This is a genomic window from Streptomyces sp. NPDC051320, from assembly GCF_040682175.1.
Lineage (GTDB): Bacteria > Actinomycetota > Actinomycetes > Streptomycetales > Streptomycetaceae > Streptomyces.
Map to the genome: position 1 here is coordinate 51,400 of NZ_JBFBAL010000003.1, position 19,264 is coordinate 70,663.

A 19,264-nucleotide genomic window follows, 5' to 3' on the forward strand; every position below is an offset into this window, starting at 1 on the left:
TGCCGAATCCAGCCGGCGCCGCCGTCAGGTTGAGCGGCGCACAGGTGGGTCGGACCAGCCGAGCGGGTAGAGCGTGGCGTTCTTGTCGGGGGCCGAAGGTTCGCCGCCGGCGTTGCTGAACGCAGTCAGGGCGTCCACCAGGGCGGACCTCTGTTCCGGGGCGATCTTTGCCACGATCGATGCGATCTCCTGACGGCGCCGGGTGGTGACCTCCTCGACGAGCCGGTATCCATCCGCGGTGAGGCGCAGCAACGTCTCGCGCCGGTTGTCGGGGTTGGTCTGCCGGTCGGCGAGGCCGGCCGAGATGAGGCGGTCGAGCATGCGCATCGCGGTGGAGGGGTTCACATCGAGCAGATCGGCGAGCACCACGAGTTTCGCCGTGTCATGGGTGGACAGGACCACGAGCAACCGGAACTGCGGAAGGGTGACCCGGTCCTCGACCTCGGCCAGCGACCTGGCCGACACAGCGACCAGCAGACGTGACGCCGTCAGTACCGCGTGGGTCACCGCGTCGACGTCGTCGATACCTGGGGCAGTGGGTCGCGCGCGTTCGCTCATGGTTCTTTCTACCGTGCCACGGCCCGGTCTTCGCTGCCGGTCCCCTCCTGACGATAGCGAAGCAGAAGCATGGCCGCGTCATCCTGCGGCGGTCCCTCGGCGTACTCTGTCAGATCGTGATGCAGTGCGCTGAGCGCCGCCTCCGGGTCAGGGTCCCTCAGCAAGTGGGCTCGCTCCCCGAGTGGATAGAAGGTCCGCTCGTGATTGCGGGCTTCGGTGACTCCGTCCGTATAGAGAAGCAGCTGGTCACCCGGACCGAAGGCGACATGGAAGGGCCGCGGCCCTTCCGACATGTGGATGCCGAGTCCCAGTGGCAAGGCGTACTGATCGGGCTCCGGGAATTCCACCGCTCCGTCGACGCGTACGGCCATCGGCGGCGGATGACCGTAATTGAGGAACATCGCCCCGCGCTCGGGGCTGATCTCCGCGATGAGAGCCGTGACGAACTTCTCCCCTCTCAGGACACGGTCGGCAGCCCGCTCCACCCGGGCCCCGACACCCGTCAGTTCCGTCTCCTCGTAGGCTGCCTCCCGGAAGGCGCCCAGCACGACAGCCGCCGTCTCCACCGCGGCCAGGCCCTTCCCCTGCACGTCACCAACGATGACGCGCACCCCGGCGGGGGTGGCGACCACCTCGTAGAGGTCCCCACCGATCCTCGCCTCGGCGACCGCCGAGGTATAGGAGAGCGCTGTGTGCAGATGCCCCGCCCGGCGCGGCACCGGTCGCAGCAGCACCCGCTGCGCGACTTCCGCGATGGAGCGCATACTGGCGAACTCCGCTTCACGCCGCTGCCGCATCACAGCAGCCACCCACCCCGCCGCGGTCACGCCGGCCACCGATGCCAGAGCCGTATAGCCCCGTCGCCCGTGGAACGCTTCGTCGTACAGGCCGAGTGCGGTGCACAGGGCCAGCGCGAGTGCGCCGACGACGGCCGTACGCGGCCAGCCGCCGATCAGTCCGGCAAAGGCCGGCCCCAGCGCCACCAGCGGCAGAAACCCGGCTCCTGAGCCGGCCGACACATCCACGGCAGCGACGATCAGCATCACCGCGAACGGCAGAACCGACAGCACGATGGGCGCGGGTGGTGTGTGCTCCGTCTCGGCACCTCCCGACAACGGGTCCCCGTCCGTGTCAGCCGACCGTCTCCGTCCGGCCGTGCGTGAGCGCTTGCGCGGAAAGGATCCGGGCCGGACTGGACGCATCGTCGTCCTCTCTTGGACTCGACGTTTAGACTATGCAAAGGTTTGCAAGCCGAAGCACTTGCTGTAGTTCCTGTCACCGAATCGAGACGCATCATGCGCGATTCCCGTTCACCGGAAGGGCCCGAGCCATGACCTCCGTGGAGTCTCAGTCCGGGCCGCAGCCCCCGCACAGCGCTCGGAGCCGGTGGGCAGCCAGTCTGATGGTCCACCTCTTCCGGATGGGTCTCGGTCCGGTCGTCGGCCGGCGTTTTCTCCTGCTGGTTCACAGTGGACGTCTCTCGGGAGCGCCGAGCCGAGTCGTGGTCGAGGTTGTGGCGCACGACAAGGAAGGACGAACCTGGACAGTGGCCTCCCGATCCGGTGACCGCGCTCGCTGGTACCAGGATCTCCAGCACACGCGGCAGGCCACGATCCAGGTCGGCCGGCGCTTTCACGCGGTGACCGCGCACTTCCTTTCCGCGGCCGACGGCGGCGAGATGCTGGCCGACCGCACAGCGCACCGCCCTCTGACGGTCAGAGCAATCCATACGCTGCTGGGCGAAGAGACGGACTCGGGCGCGGAGAGCTCCCGGGTGACAGACACCCAGACGCGCTGCGTACGCCTGCATGAGTCCGGGCCCCGATGAGGCTCAGGCCGTCACCGGATGCAGCGCTCTGAGCGCACTCTGGTGGGTGATCCACCCCACCAGAGCGTGCTTGTCCGAATCGAGCACGGGCAGGCCGGTACCCGGCGCCGAGACCAGGGCGTGCAGGGCCGCCGACAACGACATGTCGGGGGCGAGCGGCGGTCGCAGTTCGGCGAGATCACCGGCCGTGGCGGGCGCCCCGGCCTCGCCGTCCGGCGTCTCGGCCAGGGCTTCCGCCACCGCGCGGGCGGTGACTGTTCCCACATAACGGTCCTGCGCGTCGAGCACCGGCAGGCTGCCGTGCTCGGAGTGGGAGAGCATCAGCGCGGCTGCCGACAGCGAGCTCCCCGCGGACAGCGGGTCCGGAGCCTGTTCCATGACCTCGTCCACTCGCTGGCCGCCCAGCGGGGCACCCGGAGCAGCCGCGTCGAGGTCGATGCCTCGCCGGCGGAGTTTGAGGGTGTAGACGGTGTCCCGGCTGAGCAGCTTGCTGACCAGGGTGGCGGTGACGATGGCGAGCATCAGCGGCAGGATGATCGAGTACTCCCCGGTCAGTTCGAAGAGGATCACCACCGCGGTGATCGGCGCCCGCGCCGATCCGGCGAACACCGCGCCCATCCCGACCAGCGCATACGCCCCGGCCGCACCGGCTGTGCCGGGCAGCAGGACGTGCAGCCCGGCTCCGTACGCGGAACCCAGCATCGCTCCGACGAACAGGCTCGGGGCGAACACCCCGCCGGAGCCGCCGATACCGATGGTCAGGCTGGTCGCCAGGATCTTGCCGACCAGAAGCAGCAGCAGGAAACCGGCGGCGTATCCGCCCTCGGTCGCCTTCTCCAGGACCGGGTAGCCGACTCCGTACATTTCGGGCAGCAACAGCAGCACGACGCCCAGCAGGAGACCACCGACTGCGGGCCTCAGCCACTCCGGGCCGCGCCAGGCCCAGTCACAGGCGTCCTCCACCCAGTAGAGGATCCGGGTGAAGCCGACGCCGACGAGTCCGGCAGCGATACCGAGCAGCGCGAACAGACCGTACTGGGCGACGTGTTCGACGTGGAACGACGGCAGGTTCAAGAACGCGGCATTACCGAACGCGGCCCGTCCGATGACACTCGCGGCCACGCTGGAGAGAACCACCGCGCCGAACGACTCGATGGCGAAATCCCGCAGGATGAGCTCCATCGCGAAGAACACCCCGGCCAGCGGGGCGTTGAAGGTCGCGGCGATGCCGCCGGCCGCACCGCAGGCCACCAGCAGCCGGACCCGGGCCTCAGTGACCTTGGTCAGCCGGCCCAGAGTCGATCCGAGTGCCGAACCGATCTGCACGATCGGGCCCTCGCGCCCCACCGAGCCGCCGGAGCCGATGGTCAGCGCCGAGGCCAGCGACTTGACGACCGCCACATTGGCATTGATACGGCCGCCGCGCTGGGTCACCGCCAGCATCACCTCGGGAACACCGTGGCCGCGCGCCTCCTTGGCGAACCGGTCCACCAGCGGCCCGTACAGCAGCCCGCCGACGACCGGCACCAACAGCACGAAGAACGGTCCGAGCCACGACAGGTGCGGGTTCGCGGCATGGCCCGCGCCGGCGTAGTCCCCGTGCCCGGTGAAGAGTTGCGTGAAGACCTTGATCAGCCAGCGGAAGACGACGGAGCCGAGCCCCGCGCCGACACCGACCAACAGGGCGAGAACCGCGAGCCCCCACTCGGCCTCGCGCGCCCCGGAGAAAGTCCAGCACCACGAGCGAGGACTCAGCGCCCCGGCCCCGGCGGTCACATGGATCTCCTCAGCAAGGACGCCACTCGGCCCAGTTCTCTGTGTTCCCTCTCTCCGCATATTTGCATTATGCAAAAAACGACGCGGCCAAGTCGCCCTCAGGAGCCGTATGTGATTTTTTGCACTATGCAAACGAGACTTCCGGCTCGGTCCTGGCCGCAAGTCGCTCCACGGTGAGCAGCGACTCCTGCGGGGGCCTGCAAGAGCGGCCGCCCTGACCAGCGCCTCCTACGGCACCTACCGCGGCCCGGGGCCGTGCCTTCGGCAAGGGCGCCACCGGCGACGAATAAGCCGGCAGCCCGTCTCGCCGGGCGGCCGCATGAAGCCACTCGGCTTCACCCTCGAGCAGACGCGCGACCTGCTGGAGGCCACCGACCGCCTCGACTCCGTCGGCGGCACCTCCGGAGGCGATGAATCAGGAGCAGCTGCTCGAGCGCGTGCACGGATACGAACGGGCCGCGGCCGAGAAGATCGAGGACCTGCGGGTGCAGCTGTCCCGCGCCGAGGAGTTCACGGCCACCCTCCGCACTCGCCTGGACCGGACAGCCCCTGCCACCCGGGCCTGACCCCGCTCCGCGCACCCCGGCCCGGCGCGTGTGGTCGACCGGCGCGAACAGAACGCTGAGTTCGGCGATCACCCACCCCCTGGCACGGCGTGAAGTGGCGCCCCGCGTTCTTCGCCACCGCCGAGGCGAACCCGACCTCGCGGCGGGCCGTTGGCCGCCTGGTATCCGCGTCCCGGTTCAATGCCGGGTTCCGGCAGTGTTGCGGGACCGCACCTGCGGCTGGGGTCACTGTCAAGGATGCGTAAAGAACCTGTAGGATTCATCACGGTGTGCCGGGAAGTCTGGTCGGCGAGCAAGGAGATCCGCTCCAAGGATCTCCGGCTCAGTGCTCTGCCGATCGGGGTCTCTTTTCCGTGGTACTCATCGCCGTCTTCGGTGTTGCCCTGCTGGTCGCAGTCCTGCTGTCCGGACTCGCCGCCCGCACGGTGCTCTCCACCTCGTTTCTCTTCCTCGCCGGCGGCGCTCTGGTCGGTGACGGCGGTCTCGGCCTCATTCACATCTCCGCGGACAGCCGGATCGTGTCCGTGACAGCCGATCTCGCGCTCTTCGCGGTGCTCTTCACCGACGGGATGCACATCTCCTTCCCCTCGCTGCGACGCGCCTGGAAGCACCCCGCACGCGCTCTGGGCCTGGGCATGCCACTCGCTTTTGTCTTCATGGCGCTGGTCACGCACTATCTGGTGGGGCTGGACTGGGTCACCTCGTTCCTGGTCGGGGCGGTACTCGCACCGACCGACCCGGTGTTCGCCTCAGCCATCGTGGGACGCAAGGAGGTACCCGCCCGGCTGCGCCAGCTGCTGAACGTGGAGAGCGGCGTCAATGACGGTCTCGCCCTGCCGGTGGTCCTGCTTCTGATCGCAGCCGCGGGCCCGGTGGCCGGCGCACACGCCGAGGCGTCGCCTCCGACGATCGTGCTGGAACTCGCTCTCGGGCTGGTCCTGGGCATCACGATCCCGCTGCTCGTGAACGGGCTCGTACGTCTGCCGTGGCTGGGGGCGGAGCCCAAGCTCCAGCCCCTGCTGCCGCTGGCAACCGGCGTCACGCTGTACGCGCTGTGTCACCTCACTCATGCCAACCCCTACCTGGCCGCTTTCTCCGCCGGGGCGGTAGTCGCCGCCGTGTCCCCCGAGGCGAAACGCGCCTTCGAACCGCTGGGCGAATCACTGGCTGAACTCGCCAAATTCGCCGCGCTGCTGGTTTTCGGTGCACTCCTCACCCCACACCTCTTCGGCGACCTTCCGCTCGGCGGGTACGTGGCCGCAGTGCTGGCGCTCGTGCTGATCCGCCCCGCGTCCCTGCTGCTCTCGCTCATCGGGACGACAATCGACCGCAGGGAGAAGCTGACCGCGGCCTGGTTCGGGCCGAAGGGCTTCGCATCGGTGGTCTACGGGCTGCTGGTCCTGCAGTCCGGCATCCCACAGGCGGAAAAGGCGTACACGCTCATCGCCGTATGCATCGCCTTCTCGATCGTGGCGCACAGCAGCACCGACGTCCCGATTGCCCGTATGTTCCACGTCAATGATCTCGTCGGCATCCCGGACGCGGACGACGGCGGGACCGAGACCAAGGACACAGCGGACATACGAGAAGGAGCCCATCGTGCGGGCACGTGATCTGGCAGTGGAGTACGAAACCGTCGCTGTCGACAGCGACGCCCTGGACGCCGCCCGACTGATGGCCGACCGGAAACTGCCCGCCCTGCTCGTGGTCGACCGGGCGGGCGGGCCGGTGGCGATCATGCCGGCATCCCAGCTGGTCAAGGTACTGGTGCCGGCCTATGTGATCGAGGATCCCACCTTGGCGGCGGTCATCGATGAGCAGCACGCCGACCGGCTGGGCGCGTCGCTGACCGGTCGCACGGTGGGCGACTGCCTGCCTGTCAAGGCGGGTCCGCCGCCGATCGCCGATCCGCACGACACCGCTCTGGAGGTCGCGGCGCTGATGGCGCGGGCGCACAGCCCGCTGGTGGCGGTGGCCGAGAGGGACGAACAAGGGATCCGTCTGCTCGGGGTGATCACCGCCTCCCACCTGCTGCATCAACTCCTCGAGAACCCCTAGTGCCGGTGACCGGCCACCCCTGCTTGGAGACCTTGTGAGTGACTGGCACAGCTGGGCGGCGATCGCCGTCTTCGTCGGCACCTATGCCCTGATCATCAGTGAGAAGGTCCACCGCGTCGCAGCCGCGCTCGGCGGGGCGGGCCTCATGCTGGCGATCGGGGCGACCGACGATGTCTCGGCGTTCTACACCCAGGACTCCGGCATCGACTGGAACGTCATCTTCCTGCTGCTCGGGATGATGATGATCGTCGGTGTGCTGAAGAAGACGGGACTCTTCGAGTACCTGGCCATCTGGTCCGTCAAGAAGGCGAGAGCCAGACCCTTCCGGGTCATGGCCATGCTGATCATCATCACGGCGGTGGCCTCCGCCCTGCTGGACAACGTCACCACCGTGCTGCTCATCGCACCCGTCACCCTGCTGGTCTGCGAACGTCTCGCCCTGCCCGTCGCGCCCTATCTGATCGCGGAAGTCCTCGCCTCCAACATCGGCGGCACCGCCACCCTCGTCGGCGACCCGCCCAACATCATCATCGCCAGCCGGGCCGGCCTGACCTTCAACGACTTCATCGTCCATCTGGCCCCGCTCTCCGCCTTCCTGACGCTCGTCCTCATCGCGCTCTGCCGGTTCATCTTCCGCACGGCGTTCGTCTACGACGAGGAACGGGCAGCCGAGATCATGGAACTGGAGGAGAAGGAAGCCATCCGCGACCCGAGGCTGCTCATCCAGGGCCTGGCCGTACTTGCCCTGGTCATCGCGGGTTTCGTCCTGCACCCGGTCCTGCACTACCAGCCGAGCATCGTGGCACTGCTCGGCGCCGGGCTCCTCGTCGCCGTGTCCACCGTCGAGACCGGTGAGGTGCTCTCCGAGGTCGAATGGCCCACCCTCGCCTTCTTCGCCGGACTGTTCATCATGATCGGAGGTCTCATCGACACCGGCGTCATCAACGAGATCTCCAGCGCTCTCGCCAACGCCGTCGGTGACAAGGAACTCGGCGGCTCGATGCTCGTCCTCGGCGCATCCGGAGTCCTGTCGGGTGTCGTCGACAACATCCCCTACGTCGCGACCATGGCTCCCATCACCGCGGACCTGGTCCACAGCTTGGGAGGAGACAGCGACCACGTCATGTGGTGGGCGCTCGCCCTGGGGGCCGACCTCGGCGGAAACGCCACCGCCATCGGCGCCAGCGCCAACGTGGTCGTGCTCGGCATCGCGGAACGCAACCGCACCCCGATCTCCTTCTGGCAATTCACCAAATACGGCCTCACCGTCACCGCCGCCACCCTGGTGATCTCCGCCGTCTATCTCTGGCTGCGCTACTTCGCCCTCGCCTGAAGACCAAAAGAACCTTCCGGGTCTGCGATGTCTCCGGCACAACCGGGGCGATTCAATGATCAGCAACCAGCGCGGCGCCCGGACCCCACCGTCCGGCGCCGATTCGCGGCACTTTGGACCATCACCCGGACGGCGCCCCGGGCCAGGCAGAGCCCTTCCCTCATTGCCGGGGAGCGATCGGCTCCGGCACCACCGGCATCGGCGGTGTCCTGGCGCATCGGTGTCGAACCCGTCGTGTCCATCTTCTGATTGACCACAGCGGTGGGGGGATACCCACGTGGTACGACGAGAAGGAGGTCCTGGTGACCTGTAGGCACCTGTGCGATGTCCGCCGCCCCCTGACGGCGGCCCCGAGGCTGCTCATCGCCTCGGGGCTCTCGGCTGGGGGCACCACTGCACGGGCATGCTGACCGGGCACCTCCCAGGCGCTTACGGTCGCCCTTCTGCTCGCCGTCGCACCATCCCAACCGGCCGAACAAGCAAGAGGAGGATGAGCATGGTCCGCTCACACAGGGGAAGGGCCGGCGGGTACCGGGGATGCGTGCTGAGCACGTGTGGTCTCGCTGTGGCGGGTTCGCTGCTCAGCGTCGGCGCCGGATGCAGTGGTCCACCGCCCGATCGGCAGCCGGAGGCCCTCCCGCAGGTCGATGCCCATTACGAGCGGGCCGTGAGCAAGGCGCTCGACGAAGTCCCCGGCAGCCGACTGGTCTCGGTCCGGATCACCGACACCTCTCGACCGGAGCCTGTCTGGCGCACCCGAGTGTCCGACAAGGACGGCACGATCCACGTGGTCCATGTTGACGCCTTCGACGGAGGACTGCTGGACAAGTCGGTACCGGCCGGGCAGCCGTCGGCACAGAAGGCCCGTGTCGCCGCGCTTGCCGCATCGGCGAAGCTCCTGCCCGAAGAGGCGGTCGACCGGGTGAAGAAGCCCGACTTCGGCAAGGTGACCGACGTCAGCCTGGAAAAGGGCCCTCACGACCGGACCGTGTGGTCCGTCACCGTCGCAACCATCCAGCACGGTGAGACGCACGTCTACCAAGTAGACGCGATGACGGGGAAGGTCGATAGCCAGACGTTGTCGGTGCCCCCCACGAGTGAGCCGACGCGCTCTGTCTCCCCGCCTTCGGGCGGACCCAGCAGATGAGGAGACGGCCGTGATGACGCCCACACCCCTGCTTCGCTTCGCCCGGTCGATGGCAGGACAGCGGAGCAACCGCATCGTGCGGGCACTGGTCTGACGCGCAGCCACCGCAGCCCGGTCTCCGCCCCGGCGTCCCCCTGGGTGCACGCACCACGCTCACCCTGCGTTCTCTCGTTGGGCCCAGCGGGATGTCGCGGCCGCCAGCACCGGAGCGATGGCGAGCACCAGGGCGAGGCCGGTCAGCATCCCGTAGAGCGGCGGTCCCGGCCGCGAGATGCCCGAGGAGATCAGCAGCGCCGTGGCGGCAGCAGGGGGATGGTGGGCGTCACACACATGGAGGAGAAAGAGCGTCAGCCCCACCGCGACGGCTTGCGCACCGATCTGCCGGACAGTGTCCTGCTGTTGCTCGGCGATGGATGGATGGCTCCACAGGCCGAAAACGGCCAGACACGCCAGGCCCACGGCCACGGCCAGGGCGTGGCCGGTCACGGCACCACGCAACCGCGCCTGCACGGATTCCGGATGAGCCAGCAGCAGATACGCCGTCGGGCCCAGCGTCGTGGTGAGGGCCACCCAGCCGATGAGGTGGCCGATCGCGCCCACCCCGGCGAGCAACAGGGCGGACAGCAGGAACAGTCGTACACCACCCAGCAGCCGGCCGCGCACGGCACCACGCCGATCCTGCCCCGTCTGCATACCCCGGGGGGTCACGCGCTCTTGCCCGGGAAGCCTGCGCCTGGCTGCTTGAAGTAACTCGTTGTCACGGTGGCCTCCGTTCGCTAGGGACCGCCTGGGTACCCCTAGCCACTCCGGTCAATCGCCTGGTGAGGAGCAGCCGAACCGCAGGAGCCGCGACATCGGGGTAGGGATGTGATCGAGGTACTGCCGTGGCTGCGTATGCTCTGTTTCCCGTCGATCAATCGGCGGCGGCCCTCCACGGACAACCGTTCGTTCGCGTGGGTCATGGTGTCACCGAGGCCGTACGGGACGCATGGTGCCGTGCGCCGGTGACGATGAGCGAGACGTTCTGCCCACCGAAACCGAAGGAATTGCTGAGCACGGCTTCCTGGGGGACGTCTCGCCGCTCTGCGACGACATCGAGATCGATGTCGGGACCGACGCCGGCCGCGGTGAGGTTGCGGGTCGGCGGAATGACGCCGTGCTCCACACTGAGGACGGCGATGAGCGCTTCGATCGCGCCGGCTGCGCCAAAGAGATGACCGAGCGCCGCCTTGGGGGCTGTCACGGTGGCGCGGCCGAAGACCTCCCCGATCGCGTGCGCCTCGGCAACGTCGCCGACCGGAGTCCCGGTGGCATGGGCGTTGATGTGGCTGATCTGCTCGGCAGCCAAACCGGCTTGCGCGAGGGCCTTCCGCATAGCAGAGATCTGACCGGAGCCGTCGGCAGCGGGCGCCGTGATGTGGTGGGCGTCGGCGGCTATGCCGGCGCCGGCGAGCACCGCGTGGACGCGCGCGCCCCGGGCGCCGGCATGCTCGGCGCTTTCCAGCACCACGACAGCCGCGCCTTCACTGAGGACGAATCCGCTGCGGTCCGCGGCGAACGGCCGGGACGCAGACGCGGGTTCGACGGTATGCCGTGAAAGTGCTTGTGCCTGGGCGAAGCCAGCAACGGTGATCGGTGTGATAGCGGCCTCGGTCCCGCCCGCGATCACCACGTCCGCCTCGCCGGCACGGATGAGCCTGGCCCCCAGGGCGATCGCCTCGGCACCGGAAGAGCACGCCGAGACGGGCGTGTAGACACCGGCCCGTGCACCGTATTCGATACTGATCAGCGCCGCCGCCGCGTTGGGCATGAGCATCGGGACCGTGCGTGGCGAGACGCGCCGCTTCCCGGCCGCCTCCAGTACGTCGTCTTCCTTCAACAGCGTCCGTATGCCCCCGATGCCCGTGCCGATCGCCGATGCGAGCCGGTCCGGGTCCACCTCTGGGGCACCGGCATCGGCCCAGGCTTCGGCCGCCGCGGCCAAGGCCGCCTGCTGCGAGCGGTCGAGGCGCCTGGCCTGCACCGGCAGCAGCAACTCGGCGGGGTCGATCGCCATCGTCCCCGCGACGGCGTCGGGAAGGCCGGCGTCTTCGTGGCCACGCAGGACGCCGCCGCGGATGCCGGACTCGCCGGCAAGCAGGGCGTCCCAGGTGGACGCCACGTCTGCCCCGAGCGGTGTGACCGCGCCGAGTCCTGTCGCGACGACTTCAGTCCGGTGCATGCCCGTCAACCTTTCTTGTATGCGATACAAGTGAACGCTCTTGTTGTATCACATACAATTTTGGTGTGGAGAAGAAGCGAACCGAAGTTCGATCAACGTCGGCTCGGTCGCGTGACCGCGGTCGCGCGACGAGGCACCGGCTGATTGAGGCAACTGCACAGCTCTGCAAGGAACGGCCCGGCGCTGAGGTGAGCGTCGCGGAGATCGCGAACGCGGCAGGCGTCTTCCCCAATCAGGTCACCTACCACTTCGGCTCAAAGGACTCGCTTCTCGTGCACGCCGCCTTTCTCGGTTTGCTGCACGACGCCCGACGGATTGAGCGCATCGGTCGCCAAGCCCCCGATGCGGCGACGTTTCGGCGCAACATCGCCCGCGCCGTACTGGCCATGCCCTCGCTCCCGTCAGTCACGCGAGCACTCGCCGCCGGAATCTCCAAGCCCGAACTTGCCCCCGTGGTCGACCAGCACCTCCAGTTGCTGTTCCGGCAATCCGAGCGCTTCGTGAGCCGGCTCATCGACAGTCGCGGCTGGAGGGCGCGCCGACCGCTCAACGTGGAAGCCAGAACGTTCTGGAGCACCGCGCTCGGTGCGGTGCTGCTCGTCCGCGCCGGGGCACATGGCACCGTCGCCGACCTCGACCTCGCCGGAGCACTGACCATCCACGACGAACCCGGTCCCGGTTAGCTCAGTGGAACAGGCAGGCGACGACGTGCGCGGTTCCCGCCCGAGGGTGGCCTTGTCGCGGTCGGCATGTCTGCCGTAGTCGAAGAACTCCACTGCTGCGGCTGGTGCAAGGCGTCAAGAACCTGCTTGCCAGCAACAGTTGAACCCCGGACGGCCCCCTGGGCGCGGTCCGCCGGCTGGCCCGCGCCCGGCAACGTCGCCCCGGGCGCACCCTCACGTTCGCACAAGGGCCCGGCACACGGTCGGGTGCGGAATCAACCGGTTCAAGCGCAACCTGGCGGTTGCCACCCGGTTGCGACGAACTTTCGGTCCGCTTCGAAACCGCCCCCTGGCCGCCGCCCTCTCCGAAGGGTTACGACGGGCCTGCGCTGTCGGTTGTACATGCCATGCCGAGCGTGACCGGGGGGGAAGGGACGAGGCGGATCATCGAACAGTCCTAGCGGGTCAGCGTCTCGAAGCCGACATCTCCGCAGTACTTAACGACACGCCCCTCCGCTTCGGAGTCCCCATTCTTCATCGCTGCCACCGTCGCCTCCCCCAAGGTGCGGCCTCCGCCGACGGTCTCATCCCGGAGCGGTCGCATCGCGAGAAAGGCGTCCTGAGCGACGGCTTTGACCTCGTCGTCCGCGGACGACTCCGGCGTATCCGTGTCCGCCGCGTTCCGCGCCTTCTGCCACGTCCCCAACTGCGTGCAGTAGTTTTCCCGCTGCTCGGTCAGCCGCTGTTCATCCTTACCCTTGGACGAGGGACAACCCGCCGCCGCCACGGCCACCGCCACCAGGGCGACGACTGGGACTACCGCCTTAAGCACGCGCACCACTTGCCCCCCGGCTGGAACTTCGTCCGCTCGACGCTGTCACCTGCAGCGCCCGCAGCACAATACCCCGGTGGGATACCTCGACCACCGCAGCGATCGCTGACTCGACCTGCCGATACACGCAGAACTCCCGCCGAAACAGTCCGACGGAGGTTCCTCGCGTCTCACGTGCTCTCACATCGGACGAGGGGCCGAGCACGGGAACCGGCGCGTCCTCGGGCCCGGCGAATCGGTGTTACAGCGTCTTGACGCCCACGCCGGCCCAGCCGTGGCACGGCGCATTCAGGGGGTGTCGGTGGAGACGACGTAGACCCTGCGGGCATGCGGGAGGGTGCTGTCCACGGTGATGTTCAGGGACGGCAGCGGGTCCTTCTGCGAGAAGGTGGTGCCCGACCAGTCCCGGGTCGCGGGGAATTTCCAGCCGACGATTTTGGCGTCACGGCCGCCGACCGTGACCTTGCCGTCCTTGAGTGCGGTGGGGTTCACCCCCACCTCGTTGAGGAATCCGTCCACCCCTGCCTGGTCGGTGGTGAACTGCACGTACAGTCGGCTGACCTTCCAGTTGCTGGTCTGGTAGTACCAGACACCCAGCGCCTGCTCGGGGATCGGCACGTCGAAGGTACGGCGCTGCACCTTGGTGGGCCAGCCGTGGGTGAGGCCGGTCGCCAGGGCCTTCTTCTCGTTGTGGCGGCCGCTCTGACGGCTCTGCTCGGCGGCGATCACCAGGTATCCGGCCGGGATCCCGATCAGCAGCACGATGATGACCGCCGTCAGCCAGCGGCGGCGGATCATGTGCCGGCGGTCCTCCGCCGACGGCTCGGGACCCTCTTCGGCCGGCGGGGACTGCTGCGACACGGCTGTGGTCATTCCGGGGTTCCCTGCGTGGTGCGGTCGGTGCGGGCGTAACGCTCGTACCGCTCGACGCGGCGGCGATTGGCCCTGCGGAAGCGCCGGGCGATCAGCCTGGCGAGGTCGGCCGCACCGACCATACCCGCCTCGGGGCCGAGCTGAGCCTTGGCGATCCGCGCCTCGGGGCGGTACCCGCGGCCGGTCAGTTGTCGCTTGAAGGCGTCGCGGGCGGGCCCGATGAGCAGGTCGTCGGCCGCGCTGACACCTCCTCCGACGACGAAGCAGGACGGGTCGAGCGCGGCCGCGAGATTGGCGATGCCGACGCCGAGCCACTGGCCGATGTCCTGGAAGAGTTCGACGCACATCGCGTCGCCCTCACGGGCGAGTTCGGTGATGAGCGGCCCGGTGATGTCCGGGATGTTTCCCTCGACCCGCTCGATGATGTTGTAGGCGACCGGCGAGTCGGCCGCAGCCAGTTCCTTGGCTTCCCGGACGAGCGCGTTGCCCGAGCTGTACTGCTCCCAGCAACCGCGGTTTCCGCACGGGCAGCGGTGGCCACCGGGAACCACCTGCATATGACCGAACTCACCCGCGACGCCGTATTTGCCCCGCTTGACCTGGCCGTCCTGCAGGATCGCGCCGCCGATCCCGGTACCGAGCGTGATCATCACCAGGTGGTCCTCGCCGCGGCCCGCTCCGAAGCGCCACTCGGCCCAGGCCGCGGTGTTGGCGTCGTTGTCCACCATGACGGGGACGGCGAGACGGCCCTGCAGCGCGTCCCGCAGCGGCTCGTCGCGCCAGGCGAGGTGGGGGGCGAAGAGCACCCGGGAGCGGTCGGCGTCGACCCAGCCGGCCGCCCCGATGCCCACCGCGTGCACGTCGTGACGGTCGGAGAGGTCGAGGACCAGTTCGACGATGGTGTCCTCGACGACCTTGGCGCTCTTGGACTTGTCGGGCGTCTCGGTCTTTATCTTCTCGAGGATGACGCCGTCGGCGTCGACGACGCCGGCCATCACCTTCGTACCGCCGATGTCGATGCCGACGGTCGGCACGCGGGGCGCTGTGAGGTGCGAGCGCCGCTCGCGGGTCCCGACGGTCCGCAGGACCGTGGCGCGGGCCGAGCCGCGGTGCGCGAAGTCACGGTACGTACTCATCGGGCAGATTCTGCCACCCCTGCCGTCACGAGGCGTCCCCGGCGGGGTGCCCGCCCGGACGCGCGGGTGACGGGGCGCGCTGGAGTTCGTGGCTGAGCTCCTCCAGTTCGCTGCCGCCGGCCATCTGCCGGGTGAGCTCGTCCAGCGTGATGTCGTCCTTGGTGTGGCTGCCGAACATGCTGCCGCGCTTCAGCAGGACGAAGCGGTCACCGACCAGGTAGGCGTGGTGCGGGTTATGGGTGATGAGGACCACGCCGAGGCCTGCGTCACGGGCGGCCGCGACGTATTTCAGGACCACGCCGGACTGCTTGACCCCGAGCGCGGCGGTGGGCTCGTCGAGCACCAGCACCTTCGCGCCGAAGTACACGGCGCGGGCGATCGCCACGCACTGCCGCTCGCCGCCGGACAACGTGCCGATCGGCTGGTCGACGTCGCGCAGGTCGATGCCCATCCGGAGCAGTTCGGCGCGGGTCGTCTCACGCATCGTGCGGGCGTCGAGGCGCTTGACGGGGCCGGCCCCCTTCGTCGGCTCGGAGCCGAGGAAGAAGTTGCGCCAGACCGGCATCAGCGGGACCACGGCGAGGTCCTGGTAGACCGTGGCGATACCCCGGTCCAGGGCTTCCCTCGGTTTGCTGAGGGAGCTCTCCTCGCCCTCGATGAGGAAGCGCCCGGCGTCGTGCCGGTGCAGCCCTGAGATGATCTTGATGAGGGTCGACTTGCCGGCGCCGTTGTCCCCGAGGACACAGGAGATCTCCCCCGCGCGCACGACCAGCGAGACGTCTTCGAGTGCCTTGACGTTGCCGTAGAACTTGCTGACGCCGTCGAGCTCGACCAGCGGCGCGGACCGCTGACCGACGGCCGCCGGCTTCGTTTCGTCGGTGGGCTGCTCGGTCATCGCGATGCCTCCGCTCGCTTGCGTACCCAGGCGTTGAGCAGCGCGGCCAGCAGCAGCATCGCTCCCAGGAAGAACTTGAACCAGTCCGGGTTCCACTCCGCGTACACGATGCCCTTGCTGGTCATGCCGAAGATGAAGGCTCCGACCGCGGAGCCGATCGCCGAGCCGTAGCCGCCGGTGATGAGACAGCCGCCGATGACCGCAGCGATGATGTAGATCAGTTCGTTGCCGACACCCTCACCCGACTGCACGACGTCGTAGCTGAACAGCAGATGCTGGCCGGAGATCCAGGCACCGAAGGCCACGCCCATGTAGAGGCCGATCCTGGTCTTCACGACCGGGACACCGACCGCGCGGGCCGCGTCGTCGTTGCCGCCGACCGCGAAGATCCAGTTGCCCGCGCGGGTGCGCAACAGGATCCAGGTGGCCACCGCGACGAGCACGAGCCACCACAGGATGGTGACCTTCAGGTCGACGTCACCGATGGAGAGCTGCGAGGCGAAGAGCTTCCTGGCCGACGAGAATCCCTCCATGTCGCCGATCGACTTGGTGGAGACGGTGCCGCTGATCAGCTTGGTGAAGCCGAGGTTGAGACCGGTCAGCATCAGGAAGGTGCCCAGCGTGATGATGAAGCTGGGCAGTTTGGTACGCGTCAGCATGAAGCCGTTGAACGCCCCGATGGCCAGCGTGACCAGCAGCGAGACCAGGACACCGACCCAGACGTTCGCCGTCATCTGGTAGCTGAACATCGAGGAGATCAGCGCCGAGCTGGTCACCAGCACACCGGCCGACAGATCGAATTCGCCACCGATCATCAGCAGCGCCACCGGCACCGCCATGATCCCGATGGTCGATGCCGCATAGAGGACGGTGGAGAGGCTGGAGGGGCGCAGGAAGCTGCTCGCGACGATCGAGAAGAAGACGAAGACCGCGACGGCGCCGACGACCGAGCCGAGCTCCGGGCGGCCTAGCAGCCTGCGCAGCAGCGAGGGCCGCAGCAGCCGTTCGTCCGGCACTTCCAGGGTCGCGGTCATCGGGTCCCCCGCTGGGTGTAGGCGGCCAGGGCGCTTGCGTCCTGTTTGGTGATGACCTGCGGACCGGTGAGCACCGGCAGCCCGCCACCGAGGACGTTGCGGTTGTACCTGTAGAGCCAGAGCAGGTCGACGGCCTCATAGCCCTGGAGATACGGCTGCTGGTCGACGGCGAAGCCGAGCGTGCCCTTCTGCAGGGCGGCGGCGACCTTGGCGTTGAGGTCGAAGGTGTCGACTTCCGCCTTGCTGCCCGCGGTGTCCTTCGCCTGGACCGCCGCGTCGGCGAAGGGTGCGCCTAGGGTGACCACGGAGTCGATGGAATGGTCGGCCTGCAGCTTCGCCTCGATGGACGACTGCACGTCGGGCATGTTGGTGCCGTCCACGTAGATGTTCTGCATCGCTCCGTGGAAGGTCTTCTTGGCGCCCGCACAGCGCTGCTCGTGGCCGACATTGCCCTGCTCATGCAGGACACAGAGGGCCTTCTTGCGGCCGCGCTTGTTCAGCTCGTTGCCGACCGCCTCGCCGGCGATGGTCTCGTCCTGGCCGATGTGGCTGAGCGCACCGAACTTCTTGGACTCCGCGGATCCCGAGTTCACCGTGATCACCGGAATGCCGGCCTTCTCGGCCTTCGCCACGACGGCCTTCATGGAGTCGGGCTTGGCGAGGGTGACGATCAGTCCGTCGACCTTCTGGTCGATCGCGGTCTGCACCAGTTGGGCCTGCTGCTGCCCCTCCTCGCTGTGCGAGTAGAGGAATGTGATGTTGTCCTTGTCGGCTGCCTGCTGGGAGCCCTTCTGCACGATGTCCCAGAAGGTGTCGCCGTCGCCCGAGTGGGTCACCATGGCGAACTTCCACCGGGGTGTGTTCACGGCCGCCTTACCGACGGCGGCCGCCCGGGACGCCCGCTCCTCGGCCCGCTTGCCGCCGGTGCTGCTGCATCCCGCCAGGGACAGCCCGACCACAGCCGCCAGCGCCCCACTGACCCAGCTTCGTACCCTTGCCACGAGGTGGTGCCCTTCTTGCTGAACGTGCACTTCTTGCCGTGCCTGTACTTCTCGCCGTGCGGTACGTCTGTGCGTACCTGCCGGTGCGGCCGGGAGACGTCCCGGCCCGGCCCGGCGGCCCAAGTATGGGTCACGGCTGATCGGCGGTCACTCATCGGGTACCGCGTGCGGTGTACTTCTCGAGGGCCGGCACGTCCTTCCCGGTGACGATCGCCGGGCCGGTGAGGACCGGCTTTCCGCCGCCCAGCACGTTCAGGTTGGTCTTGTAGAGCCAGAGTTCGTCGACCGCGAGGTACCCCTGGAGATACGGCTGCTGGTCCACCGCGAATCCGACGTCCTTGGCCTTGAGACTCTTCACCACTGCGGCGTTGAGGTCGAAGGTGTCGATCTCCGCCTTGCTGCCGGCGTCCTTCTTGGCCTTGACCGCGGCGTCGGCGATGGGCGCACCGAGCGTGACCACCGCGTCGATGTCCTGGCCCGCCTGCAGTTTGGCCTCGATCGACGAGGTGGTCGCGGGGGTGTTGGTGCCGTCGACGTTGAGGTTCTCGACCGTGCCCTTGAAGGTCTTCTTCACGCCCGCGCAGCGGTCCTCGAGCGAGACGTTGCCCTGTTCGTGGATGACGCAGACGGCCTTTTTCCTGCCCCGTGCGTTCAACTGTTCACCGACCGCCTCGCCGGCCACCGATTCATCCTGGCCGATATGCCCGAGGGCGCCGACCTCCTTGCTGTACTGGCCACCGGAGTTGATGGTGACGACCGGGATGCCGGCCCTGACGGCCTTCTTCACCACGGCCTTCACCGCGTCGGGCTTGGCCAGGGTCACCACGATCCCGTCGACCTTCTGGTCGATGGCGGCCTGAACGAGCTGCGCCTGCTCGTTGCCCTGCTCGCCGGCGGAGTACAGGAACTGGACGTTGTCCTTGGCCGCCGCCTGTTTCGCCCCGCTCTGCACGATGTCCCAGAAGGTGTCGCCCTGCCCCGAGTGCGACACCATGGCGATCTTGAGCCGCGGCGTCGTGACGCCCTTGCCGCTGCCCGGGCCGGCCGGCTTGTCCTCGGACTTCTTGCCGCCCGATGTGCTGCAGCCGGCGACGGCGAGCGCGAGTGCGGCGAGGAGCACTGCTGCTGTACGCGTCGTACGCATGGGGGTCCGCCTTCCTCCCGGCCGCCCGGTTGCGGCAAGGGAGTTCTAACGGCGAGCACGATGCCTCGTCAAGAGTTTGTCCGAACATTCTTACGAACCTCGTGGACTGTGAAGGCTCAGGGCAGGGCCGGCCACGAGTTCGGACACGCCGGGAGGCGTTGCTGCGGGCCGTTTGTCATGACAAAGACTTGACAGCGGGT

18 protein-coding genes and 1 pseudogene are annotated in these 19,264 nt (G+C 68.2%); 7 read left to right on the plus strand and 12 right to left on the minus strand.

Annotated elements, in window-relative coordinates:
* Positions 1-24: 24 nt before the first annotated feature.
* Together AB0M87_RS07950 and AB0M87_RS07955 are read right to left on the minus strand one after the other, a co-directional pair.
* Positions 25-558, minus strand: a complete 534-nt coding sequence (locus AB0M87_RS07950; protein ID WP_365851040.1) for a MarR family transcriptional regulator — start codon at positions 556-558, stop codon at positions 25-27.
* An 8-nt stretch (positions 559-566) separates the two neighbouring features.
* Positions 567-1,601, minus strand: coding sequence for a PP2C family protein-serine/threonine phosphatase (locus tag AB0M87_RS07955; protein ID WP_365851461.1), 1,035 nt, complete (start codon positions 1,599-1,601; stop codon positions 567-569).
* A gap of 377 nt (positions 1,602-1,978) precedes the next feature.
* Between AB0M87_RS07955 and AB0M87_RS07960 the strand changes: the two genes are divergently transcribed.
* Complete coding sequence (locus AB0M87_RS07960; RefSeq protein ID WP_365851462.1) at positions 1,979-2,386, plus strand: nitroreductase family deazaflavin-dependent oxidoreductase; 408 nt, start codon at positions 1,979-1,981, stop codon at positions 2,384-2,386.
* Between the two features lie 3 nt (positions 2,387-2,389).
* Here the strand turns inward: AB0M87_RS07960 and AB0M87_RS07965 are convergent, their stop codons facing one another.
* Positions 2,390-4,069 (minus strand): chloride channel protein, encoded by a 1,680-nt coding sequence (locus tag AB0M87_RS07965; protein WP_365851463.1) that lies wholly within the window; start codon positions 4,067-4,069, stop codon positions 2,390-2,392.
* Positions 4,070-4,478: 409 nt separating this feature from the next.
* Here AB0M87_RS07965 and AB0M87_RS07970 point away from each other — a divergent pair.
* The 5 genes and pseudogenes from AB0M87_RS07970 to AB0M87_RS07990 all read left to right on the plus strand — a co-directional run.
* Positions 4,479-4,728, plus strand: a pseudogene (locus tag AB0M87_RS07970) (MerR family transcriptional regulator); the annotation flags it as partial.
* A gap of 353 nt (positions 4,729-5,081) precedes the next feature.
* On the plus strand, positions 5,082-6,341 hold the full coding sequence (locus tag AB0M87_RS07975; RefSeq protein WP_365851041.1) for a cation:proton antiporter: 1,260 nt from the start codon (positions 5,082-5,084) through the stop codon (positions 6,339-6,341).
* Positions 6,328-6,786, plus strand: coding sequence for a CBS domain-containing protein (locus tag AB0M87_RS07980; protein WP_365851042.1), 459 nt, complete (start codon positions 6,328-6,330; stop codon positions 6,784-6,786). The genes AB0M87_RS07975 and AB0M87_RS07980 overlap by 14 nt, the downstream gene beginning before the upstream one ends.
* A gap of 34 nt (positions 6,787-6,820) precedes the next feature.
* Positions 6,821-8,119, plus strand: a complete 1,299-nt coding sequence (locus AB0M87_RS07985) for an ArsB/NhaD family transporter (RefSeq protein ID WP_365851043.1) — start codon at positions 6,821-6,823, stop codon at positions 8,117-8,119.
* A 541-nt stretch (positions 8,120-8,660) separates the two neighbouring features.
* Positions 8,661-9,266 (plus strand): PepSY domain-containing protein, encoded by a 606-nt coding sequence (locus AB0M87_RS07990; protein ID WP_365851044.1) that lies wholly within the window; start codon positions 8,661-8,663, stop codon positions 9,264-9,266.
* A gap of 153 nt (positions 9,267-9,419) precedes the next feature.
* Here the strand turns inward: AB0M87_RS07990 and AB0M87_RS07995 are convergent, their stop codons facing one another.
* Positions 9,420-9,959 (minus strand): HPP family protein, encoded by a 540-nt coding sequence (locus tag AB0M87_RS07995; RefSeq protein ID WP_365851045.1) that lies wholly within the window; start codon positions 9,957-9,959, stop codon positions 9,420-9,422.
* A gap of 265 nt (positions 9,960-10,224) precedes the next feature.
* Entirely contained in the window at positions 10,225-11,487 is a 1,263-nt protein-coding gene (locus AB0M87_RS08000) for a beta-ketoacyl-[acyl-carrier-protein] synthase family protein (RefSeq protein WP_365851046.1), read from the minus strand.
* 65 nt (positions 11,488-11,552) lie between these two features.
* On the opposite strand from AB0M87_RS08000, the gene AB0M87_RS08005 reads away from it, so the two are divergent.
* The gene (locus tag AB0M87_RS08005; protein WP_365851047.1) at positions 11,553-12,170 is read left to right on the plus strand and encodes a TetR/AcrR family transcriptional regulator C-terminal domain-containing protein; all 618 of its coding nucleotides are present in this window, start codon (positions 11,553-11,555) and stop codon (positions 12,168-12,170) included.
* 436 nt (positions 12,171-12,606) lie between these two features.
* Here the strand turns inward: AB0M87_RS08005 and AB0M87_RS08010 are convergent, their stop codons facing one another.
* The 7 genes from AB0M87_RS08010 to AB0M87_RS08040 all read right to left on the minus strand — a co-directional run bounded on the left by AB0M87_RS08010 (position 12,607) and on the right by AB0M87_RS08040 (position 19,064).
* A complete protein-coding gene (locus AB0M87_RS08010; RefSeq protein WP_365851048.1) occupies positions 12,607-12,987 on the minus strand; it encodes a hypothetical protein in 381 nt (126 codons plus the stop codon).
* Between the two features lie 282 nt (positions 12,988-13,269).
* A complete protein-coding gene (locus tag AB0M87_RS08015) occupies positions 13,270-13,854 on the minus strand; it encodes a hypothetical protein (protein ID WP_365851049.1) in 585 nt (194 codons plus the stop codon).
* Positions 13,851-14,990 carry an ROK family glucokinase gene (locus tag AB0M87_RS08020; protein ID WP_365851050.1) on the minus strand — a complete coding sequence of 380 codons (1,140 nt, stop codon included), beginning with the start codon at positions 14,988-14,990 and terminating at the stop codon, positions 13,851-13,853. Before AB0M87_RS08020 ends, AB0M87_RS08015 begins: the two co-directional genes overlap by 4 nt.
* Positions 14,991-15,015: 25 nt before the next feature.
* On the minus strand, positions 15,016-15,885 hold the full coding sequence (locus AB0M87_RS08025) for an ATP-binding cassette domain-containing protein (RefSeq protein WP_365851051.1): 870 nt from the start codon (positions 15,883-15,885) through the stop codon (positions 15,016-15,018).
* Positions 15,882-16,919, minus strand: a complete 1,038-nt coding sequence (locus AB0M87_RS08030; protein WP_365851052.1) for an ABC transporter permease — start codon at positions 16,917-16,919, stop codon at positions 15,882-15,884. The genes AB0M87_RS08025 and AB0M87_RS08030 overlap by 4 nt, the downstream gene beginning before the upstream one ends.
* A complete protein-coding gene (locus AB0M87_RS08035) occupies positions 16,916-17,920 on the minus strand; it encodes a sugar ABC transporter substrate-binding protein (RefSeq protein WP_365851053.1) in 1,005 nt (334 codons plus the stop codon). Before AB0M87_RS08035 ends, AB0M87_RS08030 begins: the two co-directional genes overlap by 4 nt.
* 151 nt (positions 17,921-18,071) lie before the next feature.
* Positions 18,072-19,064, minus strand: coding sequence for a sugar ABC transporter substrate-binding protein (locus AB0M87_RS08040; RefSeq protein WP_365851054.1), 993 nt, complete (start codon positions 19,062-19,064; stop codon positions 18,072-18,074).
* Positions 19,065-19,264 lie beyond the last annotated feature (200 nt).